Origin of the sequence: Rhodococcus sp. T7, assembly GCF_009872365.1 — a bacterium.
Taxonomy (GTDB): domain Bacteria; phylum Actinomycetota; class Actinomycetes; order Mycobacteriales; family Mycobacteriaceae; genus Rhodococcus_F.
Genome location: NZ_WXYH01000076.1, coordinates 1 through 10,883, shown reverse-complemented (window position 1 = coordinate 10,883; position 10,883 = coordinate 1). Strand labels below are relative to the sequence as shown.

The 10,883-nt window shown below is 65.5% G+C and carries 6 protein-coding genes and 1 pseudogene; 5 read left to right on the top strand and 2 right to left on the bottom strand.

The window, feature by feature from the left end; genetic code table 11:
• Nucleotides 1-320: pseudogene (locus tag MLGJGCBP_RS10005) on the bottom strand (Dyp-type peroxidase domain-containing protein); the annotation flags it as partial.
• A gap of 331 nt (nt 321-651) precedes the next feature.
• Between MLGJGCBP_RS10005 and MLGJGCBP_RS10000 the strand changes: the two are divergent.
• The 5 genes from MLGJGCBP_RS10000 to MLGJGCBP_RS09980 all read left to right on the top strand — a co-directional run bounded on the left by MLGJGCBP_RS10000 (nt 652) and on the right by MLGJGCBP_RS09980 (nt 10,094).
• Nucleotides 652-1,998 carry a nucleotide sugar dehydrogenase gene (locus MLGJGCBP_RS10000; RefSeq protein WP_160095187.1) on the top strand — a complete coding sequence of 449 codons (1,347 nt, stop codon included), beginning with the start codon at nt 652-654 and terminating at the stop codon, nt 1,996-1,998.
• Nucleotides 1,999-2,060: 62 nt separating this feature from the next.
• On the top strand, nt 2,061-3,527 hold the full coding sequence (locus MLGJGCBP_RS09995) for a glycosyltransferase family 2 protein (RefSeq protein WP_236581011.1): 1,467 nt from the start codon (nt 2,061-2,063) through the stop codon (nt 3,525-3,527).
• Nucleotides 3,524-5,095, top strand: a complete 1,572-nt coding sequence (locus MLGJGCBP_RS09990) for a polysaccharide deacetylase family protein (protein WP_160095185.1) — start codon at nt 3,524-3,526, stop codon at nt 5,093-5,095. Before MLGJGCBP_RS09995 ends, MLGJGCBP_RS09990 begins: the two co-directional genes overlap by 4 nt.
• A 26-nt stretch (nt 5,096-5,121) precedes the next feature.
• Nucleotides 5,122-5,904 carry a hypothetical protein gene (locus MLGJGCBP_RS09985; RefSeq protein WP_236581010.1) on the top strand — a complete coding sequence of 261 codons (783 nt, stop codon included), beginning with the start codon at nt 5,122-5,124 and terminating at the stop codon, nt 5,902-5,904.
• A 221-nt stretch (nt 5,905-6,125) separates the two neighbouring features.
• Entirely contained in the window at nt 6,126-10,094 is a 3,969-nt protein-coding gene (locus MLGJGCBP_RS09980; protein WP_160095183.1) for a bifunctional diguanylate cyclase/phosphodiesterase, read from the top strand.
• An 18-nt stretch (nt 10,095-10,112) separates the two neighbouring features.
• Here MLGJGCBP_RS09980 and MLGJGCBP_RS09975 read toward each other — a convergent pair.
• A partial coding sequence (locus tag MLGJGCBP_RS09975; protein ID WP_160095181.1) for a Dyp-type peroxidase occupies nt 10,113-10,883 on the bottom strand: 771 nt, incomplete at its 5' end.

The window sequence follows — 10,883 nt, the reverse complement described above, 5'->3', positions numbered from 1 at the left end:
GCCCGGAAGTGCGGGAGTTCTTCGAGCGCCGCGGGTTTCTTGGATGCGAACCCGAACCGGTCGTCGAACAGGGAGGGCCCGAACCCGATGGTCAGCGTCAGCTGCGACGCCGCCAAGCCGAGCGCCTCCCCGGTGTCGCTGGGCGGAACGTAGAGGCCGTCGCCGATCGCCCCGTCCGGGGTGGCCTCCTCTCCGGCGGTCATCCGCTCGGCCATCACGGTCCACTTCTTCAGCAGCGCTTCGTGTTCCTCCCGGGACTCCGTGGTGACGTCGAACGCCACGAAGTGCATCCGGTCCTGGGCAGGCGCCACGATCCCTGCAGATCCTGATGCTCGGTGCCGCCCCGGTAAGTGGACAGATGAAGAATGATCCGCCGAGCCCGCGGGTGGACCGTCTGCGCGGCCGCAGCAGGTCTGCTTCGGTCCTGCGGTCCGATGCACACTCGCCTTCGGCAGGCCTTGATTGCGGAGCGGTTGCCAGTTCGCCCCGTTTGTGACGGAACACACCTAGCGATGCTTGAAAGAAAAACAAACCATAGATCTGTTTTTGGTGCATAATACGAACTGCAAGTCGCACCACTGCCGAGAGTGCTGACATGCATCGGCAATTCAGAGGCCGTGAAAGGTCTAGGGTTCGCGAAAGAAGGTTCACATGCCACCGACGGACGTTTACTCGAGCAACCTGTTGGTAACCGAAACTCTGCACCCCGACGGATCGCGGGCGCGCCCCAGCCGCGTCGATACCGCCCTCCATTCGGTGGGCATCGTCGGCCTGGGCTACGTCGGCCTTCCCACCGCGCTTGCACTCGCCGACGTGGACGTCGAGGTGGTGGGTTACGACGTCAGCGAGGCGCGACTTGCCTCGATCAAAGCGCAGACGGCCGACCTCCTTCCCGCGGACCAGGAGCGGCTTGCGCGGCTACTCGACTCGGAGTTGTTGACCCTGACAACGGAACACGCTGCGCTGAGTGCGGTGGACACCGTGCTCATCTGTGTGCCGACACCGGTCGACAGGCATCTCGTTCCCGACCTGACCATGCTGTCCGAATGCTGCGAATCCGTCGTGAATTCGACGCGTGCCGGCCAGACCATCGTCATGACGTCCACGACCTATGTCGGCTGCACTCGGGAGTTTCTGGTCGAGCCACTGCGACGCCGGGGGCTCATCGTGGGGGAGGACGTCTTCGTTGCGTTCAGTCCGGAGCGCATCGACCCGGGCGTCGCCGACCACACTCAGGAAAGCACACCCCGCGTGGTCGGCGGTGTCACGGCGGCGTGCACCGATCGTGCCGTACGGACGCTGTCCAAAGTAGCTGCCGTCACTCACCGAGTTTCTTCGCCGGAGGCCGCGGAACTCACCAAGTTGCTGGAGAATACGTTCCGGGCCGTCAACATCGCCCTGGCCAACGAGTTCTCCGGCATCGCACTGCAGCTCGGTGTCGACGTCATCGAGGTCATCGGTGCTGCCGCGACCAAGCCGTACGGCTTCATGCCCTTCTATCCGGGGCCGGGGGTCGGCGGACACTGCATACCGTGCGATCCGCACTATCTGCTCTGGCAGCTCAAGGCCAACCGCAAGCAGTCGCCGGTCACCGAGGCTGCGATGGCGTCCATTGCCGCCCGCCCGCAATCGGTCGTTGTCCGAGCACAGGAACTTCTCGCCGAAGCGGGCCGCCCACTCTCCGGCTCTCGTATCCTGCTTGTCGGCGTTGCCTACAAGCCGGGCGTCGCGGACGTACGGGAATCGCCGGCTCTGGAGATACTCGACGAGCTCGTCCGCCGCGGCGTCGAGGTCGCCTATACCGATGCCCTGGTCGAGAGGGTGACGACCAAGGCGGGATCACTCACTGCCGAATCCGAACCCGTGACGGGCGACTGGGATCTGTTGATCGCCCACACATTACATCCCGCTGTCGACCATTCCTGGATGGCAAGCGCACCTTTGGTCCTCGATGCGACTTACACACTCGACCGGGACATCCATCCCCACGTTCTCTGATTTCACACTCTCGCCGTGGCCGAGAAATCGGTTCCCTGGCCAACCTGCTCGAGGAGACTTCCTTGTCCGGAATCGCGTCATCTGACGAATCCGTGTTCGGCGCCGACAACGGTATTGCCCGTGGGGTGCAGTCCGGCGTCGTCGTCACTCTCGACGAAGATAGCGAGCTACGCCGGGAAAGTCGCGAGCTACGCCGGTACGACGCCTTCGGAAATCCCATCCTGAATGCGATATCGCAGCCGAATGTGGACCCGCGGAAGTCCGACGCGGAACCGGAACGCGAGCACGTCCTGCGCGGCGCGTTGATCGCGCTGCTACTGGTCGTGGTAGTGGCGATCTGCCTGGTCAAAGTGGTGTCACTCGACAACTTGCGCAAAGAACCGGTCTGGGCGGTCTACAGCCTCCTGGTGACGGCATTCATTCTGTCCCGCTTCGGGCTGGCCTTCTTCTATCGACCACGCCCGACCGCGGAGTCGGCCACCTATTGTCCGTCGGTCGCGATCATCGTTCCTGCGTTCAACGAACCGGCGATCGCGGAGACCCTGAACGCATGCCTGTCGGTGGACTATCCGACGGAGCGAATCCGAGTGGTGGTCGTCGACGACAAATCCACCGATGACACGCTGGCTCGCATCCGTGCCGTCGCTGCCGTTCATCCGGAACTGACGGTCGTCGCATCGGAAGCCAACGGGGGGAAGCGTCATGCGATGGCCGCCGGAATCGCTGCAGACGCGGATTCGGAGATTTTCGTCTTCATCGACTCCGACTCTCAGGTGCAGCCGGATGCGGTACGCAAACTGATCGCGTACTTCGCTGACCCGGCGGTGGGGGCTGTGGCCGGCCATACCGATGTCTCGAATCAGGACACCAATCTGCTCACCCGCATGCAGGCCATGCAGTATTACATCGCCTTCCGGGTGCACAAGTCGGCGGAAGCGCTCTTCAGCTCCGTAACCTGTTGCTCTGGTTGCTTTTCCGGCTATCGCCGCGCCGCGGTGGATCCTGTTCTGCACAGCTGGGCACACCAGAAGTTCTTTGGACAGCCGAGTACCTTCGGCGACGACCGCAGTCTGACGAATTATCTCCTACCCAACTGGCGCGTCCTGTACGCTCCCGACGCGCAGGCCTACACGGCTGTTCCCGACCGGATGCAGCAGTTCCTCCGTCAGCAGCTTCGCTGGAAGAAGAGCTGGCTGAGAGAGTCCGCCCGGGCCGCCAAGGTGATGTGGCGCAAGCACCCGGTGATGGCGCTGATGTTCTATCTGGGCTTCATTCTGCCGTTCATGGCACCGCAGATCGTGCTCAGAGCCTTTGTCGTACAACCTCGTTTTCTGGGCGAACTGCCCTTCTGGTACCTCGGGGGAGTTGCCGCGATGGCCATCGTCTACGGCATCTACTACCGCCTGCACCAACGCGAGAGAGATTGGTACAAGGGAATTTTCTTCACGATGTTCTACACGCTCCTGCTGGTCTGGCAACTACCGTACGCCCTGCTCACCATCCGGGATTCCAAGTGGGGCACCCGATGACCCACCGCGAGACCGAACACGTGTCGCCGTTGCGGTCCGGATTCGCCGCTCGCCTGCGTTCCGGAATCTTTCCCCTCGGATTGGCTGTCGTGGTGATCGGCTATCTTTTTCTGCCTGCGGCATGGCAATGGCGAAGCGCCGCAGAGAAAGCGGACAAGTCCATCGAACAGATCGAGACGCCGGCCCCAGGTCCGAGTGACCCCGCTCTCGTCGCTCAGCTTGCAGCGGCCGAGACCAGCACGCAGAGTCCGCCGTTGATTTTGACTTACCACGACATTGCCTACAACTCCAGCCGCTACACCGTGACACCGGAGGCGTTCGCCACGCAGATGCAGCTCCTTCACGACGCCGGATGGACCACGATCTCGGCGGCCCAGCTTTCGGACTGGTTGGAGGGACACCCTCTACCGCCGCGCAGTGTGATGGTCAGTTTCGACGACGGTGCCAGAGGCGTGTGGCAGTACGCCGATCCGATTCTCGCTCGCTACGGTCAGCGTGCGATTGCGTACATCATCACCGGCAACGTGGGCACGCACGCTCCGTATTACATGACCTGGCCGGAAGTCCTGGAATTGCAGTCGAGTGGGCGCTGGGACCTCGGTTCGCACACCCATCTCGGGCACGGCCAGATTCCCGTCGACGCGGAGGGCAACGAGGGTCCGTTCCTGTCGAGCCGTCTGTACCGAGCGGACCTGGACAGGTACGAAACGGTCGACGAGTACCGCACCCGCGTCAGCACCGACCTCTCGGAGTCGAGGGCCCAGTTCGCGGCCCACGGGTTGCCGAAGCCCGCGTTCTTCGCCTATCCCTTCTCCTCGCACGAGGAGACGCCCCCCGAGAAGGATTCGTCCGGGGGCGGTCTCCTCAATGCTGCGGTGACCGCACAGTTCCAGGCCGCCATGCTCGATACACCCGATGGCGTAGCAACGACGACGAATGCCGAGCTCGCTGTCCGGCACCTCGACCGGATGGACATCACGGCCGACGTCACGCCGGCCCAATGGGCGGCGAGGCTGCGTGATGCGAGTCCTCTGGACCCTTCCACGGCTGCGCCGTTCACCCGGATCGGCGAATGGGCGAGTGGTACCGGAGAACCACCGACCGTCGTCGCCGACGGGCAGGTGGCACTCGCTTCGGATTCGGCGAGTTATGTCGTCAGCCGATTCGCTCGTCAGCGGACAACCATGTGGAACAGCTACACGGTGAGTGCCGACCTCGGCGGTTTCGGTGAACCGGGAGGCGGGGCATCGACAGGCTTGACGGCTCTTACGGGTGACCAGAGCAACCAGGTGGAAGTGTCGGTCAGCAACGGGTCCTATCAGATTCGACAAGGCGCCGCCGAGGCTGTCGTGGTCGCGGCGGGCCCCCTGCCGGAAGCGCAGTCGTATCGGGCCGAGATCGCGGCCCGCCCCGACTCGGTCGCCGTGCGAATCGACGGACTCGACGTCGGGTCATTCCCGATACGGGGAATCGGACCGGTACCTGCGTCCGGAGGAATCTCCATCTCCGGTGTGAGGCAACGTTCCACCAGCCCCGTGCCGCTGGTCGGCAATCTGACAGTTCACTGACACCGCGCAGAGTGAGAAGGTAGGTCGTGGTCGCACAACCCAGTTGCCCGGAACTGCGGGTCCGGTCGCTTCGTCTCCGGTCGATGTGCGCGGTCGTTCTCACCGTCGTGTGTGCGTCCTGCTCGGCATCTGCTGACACACCCGCCGCGATCTGGGACTCGTTCACCGGTCCGGACGGACTGATCGTTTCCGAGGATCATCCGGTCGCCGACGGTTCTCCTTGGACGACGACCAGCGGTTCCCTGTTTCGTCAGGGCGATGAAGGGTGGACGGGACGGCCCGACGGCGGCGGTGCAGATGGTCCCACCGGCTCGGCCGTGTTCCGGATGCTCTCGAATGAGCGCGGCTTCGCGGACGTCGACGTGACGATGCGGCTGAGGGTGGACGGTCTCGTGGAGACTGATCGGACCCCGGCGCAGGATTTCGACGGGGCGCACCTGTGGCTGCGATACGAATCCGAGTGGCAGTTGTACGCGGTGAGCGTCGATCGCCGCGACGGGGAGATGGTCATCAAGAAGAAATGTCCCGGCGGTGTTTCCAATGGGGGCACCTACTTCGACCTCGGTTCCGTCGTGACCGGCGTGGCGATCCCACTCGGGCGCTGGCAGCACGTCGCAGCGTCGGTCCGCGATCGTCCCGACGGAACGGTGGTAATCACCGCAGACCGTGACGGCGCGCGTGTGGAGGCCGTCGATCAGGGAGTGGGATGCGCACCGCTGCGGGGCGCCGGCGGTGTCGGCCTGCGCGGCGACAACGCGGAGCTGCGCTTCGACGACATCGCGGTCGAGTCGGCTACTCCGGTGACCTAGTGGTCAGATCTGGATGAGACTTTTCTGACCCGACCGCTACGTGAAACCTGTCCCTGACCCCGTGACCAACTTTCGGCTTCCACAAAACATACCGCAAGTATCTATTGCGGCTGTATTACAGTAGATACGTCATGCATAAATGGGCCTATAGCAACTTCGAATCCGCTTATGCAAAAGAATACATGCGCGGCAGACGGCAGACGGCAGTTCGGGTGGTGACGATGGAACGTCGGACAGCCGAACGCGTGGGGACGTCGTCGGGTGCAAAGGCGGTCCGGCGGAGCGATGCGCTGTGGCTGATCGTGGTGATGGTTACCGTACCGGCGTTGCTGCTCGCGCCGGCTCTGTGGCAAGGGTGGGACCGGGCGTTTGCGACCACGGTTGTCGTCGACGTGGGCCTGCTGGTGTTCGCTCTCCTCGCGACCGGGTGCGCCGGGTGGGCGGCCTGGAGAGGACGGGGTGCTCGCCGCCGGAGTTGGCTGGCACTGGCGGGTGGGCTGGCGGCCTGGTCGGTGGGCGAAGCCATCTGGTGCTACTACGAGGTGTGGCAAGGGCTCGAGCAGATCCCGTTCCCCTCGCCGGCGGACGCGGCCTTCCTGCTGTTTCCGGTCGGCGCAGGCGCGGCTCTGCTGCTGTTTCCGGCGGGCGACGGCGGACAGTCTCGTACCCGGTTGATTCTGGACGGAATCATCGTGGCCGGTTCACTGTTCGTGGTGTCGTGGGTCAGTGTGCTGGGCAGCGTCTACCACGCGGGAAGCGACACACCGGTCGCCCTGGTGTTGTCCCTCGCCTATCCTGTCGCGGACGTGGTGACCGCGACGATGGCGATAGTGGTGCTGGCCCGCGCGCGGTCCGGGCAACGCCTGACACTGGGGTTGCTGTGTATCGGGATCATCCTGATGGCGTTGTCCGCCAGCGCATTCACGTATATGACCGCGATGGGCACGTATCACTCCGGAGGTGTGATCGACCTGGGCTGGGTGGCCGCCTTCGCCGCATTCGGCCTGGCGGCGCTGGCGAGTACCCGCGAGCCGTCACGCGAACCGGTTCCGGTGCAGATTCCGTCTCGAACACGGTTGTGGTTGCCGTACATTCCGTTGGTGCTCGCTGCTGGAGTCGGCCTGCAGCGGGAGTTGCCCGGCCTGGGCTCCGGCCCGATCCCCGCGGTGATCATCGTCCTGGTAGTCGCGTTGCTCGCGCGGCAGTTCATCGTGCTGGCCGAGAACCGACGGCTCCTGCTCACCGTGGCCCGGCAAGCCTTTCGCGACCGGCTGACCGGCTTGGCGAACCGCGCGTTGTTTCTCGACCGGCTCGACCAGGCCGTACAGCGGCGGCGCCGGGAACCGACACCGATCGTCGTGCTGTGTGTGGATCTCGACGATTTCAAGACCGTCAACGACAGCCTCGGCCACCCCGCCGGGGACGAGTTGTTGATCCGCGTCGCCGAACGGCTCACCGGCTGCATGCAGAGCACCGACACCGTGGCCCGGCTCGGAGGTGACGAGTTCGCGGCACTGGTCGAAGGGAGTGTCGAGGATGCACTGTCCGCCGCGGATCGGGTACTGGAGGCATTCACCCCGCCGTTCATCATCGACGGTGTCGTCCTTTCCATCCGCCCCAGCATCGGGCTCACCATCGCCACGTCCGAGGTCCCCGACGCGACGACCGAGAGCCTGCTCAAACAGGCCGACCTCGCGATGTATGCGGCGAAGCGCTGCGGTGGCGGCTGCATGCGCAGTTATATCCCGGACCGGGCCGACGCCGAAGAGATCGAGGCGTCGACCGAAGTCGACCGCCCGACGGACCGCCCCGTCGTCACCAGACCCGGTGAAGCCGCACACACACCGCGGCACGCGCGTCCCCTGGCCGTATCCGGAAGCGGCAGCGTGCCGGGGTCGACGACTACGCACCACCTGTCCCGGCCGGCCCGGACGAACTGGGTGGCGCCGTCCGACCCGTCGCGGTGCGGCGTCACCGTCAGGCTCGGGATTCTGCTGATCGGTGTGGTCCTGTTGGGGATCTCGATCGGGTCGGAGGATCAAGCCGGTTGGGTGGTGCTGCACGAGGTGCTCTACGACGGACTGGCCCTGTCGGCCGCGCTTCTCGTCGCCGCTCGTGCATGGTGGGTACCGACCGAGAAGAGGGCGTGGGCGCTGATCGCGCTGGGCATGACGAGCTGGGGCGTGGGCGATGTCCTGGCGACGACGTGGGTGCCCGACGGCCAGTCGCCCTCGGTGGCCGATCCGCTGAAGCTGGCGTTCTACCCACTCGTGTATGTCGGGTTGGTGGTGCTGCTGCGCGCACGGGTGCGGCGGGTGCCGACCGAGATCTGGTTGGACGCGGTCACCGCAGCGTTGACGCTGGCGGCACTGGCGACCGCCCTCGCATTCGGCCCGATCGACTCGGTGGCCGACGGGTCGCCTGCCACGGCGATCGTCGGGCTGGCCTATCCGGTAGGAGATGTGCTGCTGCTGGCACTCGCGGTCGGGGCGCTCGCGGTGCTGGGGTGGCGCGCCGAGCAGCGGTGGGTGCTGCTGGCCGCGGGGTTCATGCTGTTCGCGGTGGCCGACACCGTGTACCTGTTCCGAAGCGCTGCCGGTCATGAGGTGGATGTGTGGGTCGATGCGCTCCCGCATGTCGCGGTGATGCTCGTTGCCGTGGCGAGCTGGCGGGCCCCGGGCCGACGGAAAACGGATCAGCTACCGGGACCGGTCATCTGGGTTCCCCCGCTGGTGTGCACCGCCGCTGCAGTCGGGCTGCTGGTGATCGACCACGATGCGCGACTGCCGCGGCTCGCGGTCATGCTGGCAGCGCTCAGCCTGGTCGCGGTCGCGGCCCGGTTCGCGGTGACGTTCCGGCAAGTCGTCGTCCTGGCCGACAGTCATCGCGAGGCGAGCACCGACGACCTCACGAACCTGGCCAACCGGCGGGCAATCGTGGCCGCGCTGACGGCCGCGTACGACGAGCAGGCGGGACAGCCGACCGGGCATCACAACGGTCCGGGTCCTGGTCTGCTGCTGATGGATGTGGTCCGCTTCAAGGAGATCAACGACTCGTTCGGACGTTACGTCGGCGATCAATTGCTGCGCCAGGTGGCGGACCGGTTGTCGCGGTCGGTGCGACCGGGCGATCTGCCGGCACGGCTCGACGGCGACGCGTTCGCGGTCCTGCTGCCGGCGGGGACCGATCTCGTCGGCGCCCGGGCGCTGGCGGGCCGTCTCCTCGAGGCATTTCACGAGCCGTTCGACCTCGACGAGGTCACGGTGCGCATCGAGGCGTGCATCGGGATCGCCCTGTGCCCACAACACTGCGCCAATCCCCAGGATCTGCTGCAGTGCGCGGGAGTGGCGATGTATCGCGCCAAGTGCTCCCGCCGCGCGATCGCGGTGTACGACGCCACCGAGAACCAGCGCAGCATCGAGGAGCGGCAGACCGTGGAGGAACTGCGCACGGCGATCGCCGGTGGCGAGCTCACGTGCTACTACCAACCCAAGGTCAGCGCCTTCGACGGCCGAGTGCACGGCGTCGAGGCGCTCGTTCGGTGGGAGCATCCGCTCCGCGGTCTGCTCCTGCCCGACGAGTTCCTTCCTCAGGCCGAACAGTCCGGACTGATGCGGCCACTGACGACGAGGGTGCTCGAGCTTGCGCTGGGTCAGGCGCGGAACTGGCTCGATCGCGGGATATCGCTCACCGTCGCGGTGAATCTGTCGGTCACCAATCTGCTCGACGTCGACCTGGTCGCCGAGATCAACCGACTCCTGGACGACCTTCGGTTACCCGCCGACACGCTGATCCTCGAGATCACCGAAAGCGTTCTGATGACCGACTACATCCGCGCGAGGAGGGTGGTCGAAGCGCTGCAGGGACTGGGAATCGGATTGTCGATCGACGACTACGGCACCGGCTGGTCATCCCTCGCGTACCTGCAGGACCTGACCGTCGACGAGCTCAAACTCGACCGGGTCTTCGTCGCGCGCCTTGCGAGCGACCCTCGGTCGGTCGCGATCGTGCGTTCGACGGTGGAGCTCGCGCACAGCCTCGGTGCGTCGCTGGTGGCGGAAGGTGTCGAAGACGAGGACACCCTGCGGGCCCTGCGCCGATACGGTTGCGACGTCACCCAGGGTCATCTCCACGGTCGGCCGTTACCCCCCGACCAACTCGACCTTCGGTTGATCGGCGGGCGCCGGTGACGCGAAGCACCGTGCCGGCTACGTGAACAGACCCTGACCCCAGTACTGCCCCTCGGCGAGTCCGGGCGGGCAGACGAAGAGTGCGGAACCGACGTGCTGGATGTACTCGTTCATCGCGTCGTTTCTCGACAGGTTGAGCTGCATCGGCACGAACTGTTCCTGCGGGTTGCGGCAGTAGGCGATGAAGAAGAGTCCGGCGTCGAGGTGGCCGAGACCGTCGGAGCCGTCCGTGAAGTTGTATCCGCGACGCAGGATCTGGATGCCGCCGAGTTCCTGTGCGGACGCCAGCCGCACGTGGGCGTCGACGTCGATCACCGGGTCGTGCCCCTTCTTGGAATCGAAGTCGAGTTCGTCGAACTCGGTCTTGCCGCTCAGGGGAGCGCCGCTGCCCTTGGACCGCCCGATCACGCGTTCCTGCTCGCCGAGCACGGTGCGGTCCCACTGCTCGATGAGCATGCGGATCCGCCGCGCCACGAGGTACGTGCCGCCGGCCATCCACGGCTGGTCGTCGCCGGAGGCCACCCAGACGTGCTCGTCGACGACGTCGGTCTCCTCCGCCTTGATGTTGTTGGTTCCGTCCTTAAACCCGAACAGGTTCCGCGGGGTGTCCTGGGTGGTGGACGTGGACGACGTGCGGCCGAAGCCGAGCTGCGACCAACGGACCGAGGCCGTCCCGAATGCGACGCGCGCCAGGTTGCGGATGGCGTGCACAGCCACCTGCGGGTCGTTGGCGCACGCCTGGATCGCGATGTCGCCGCCGCTGCGCGCCGGATCCAGGTTGTCCGCCCG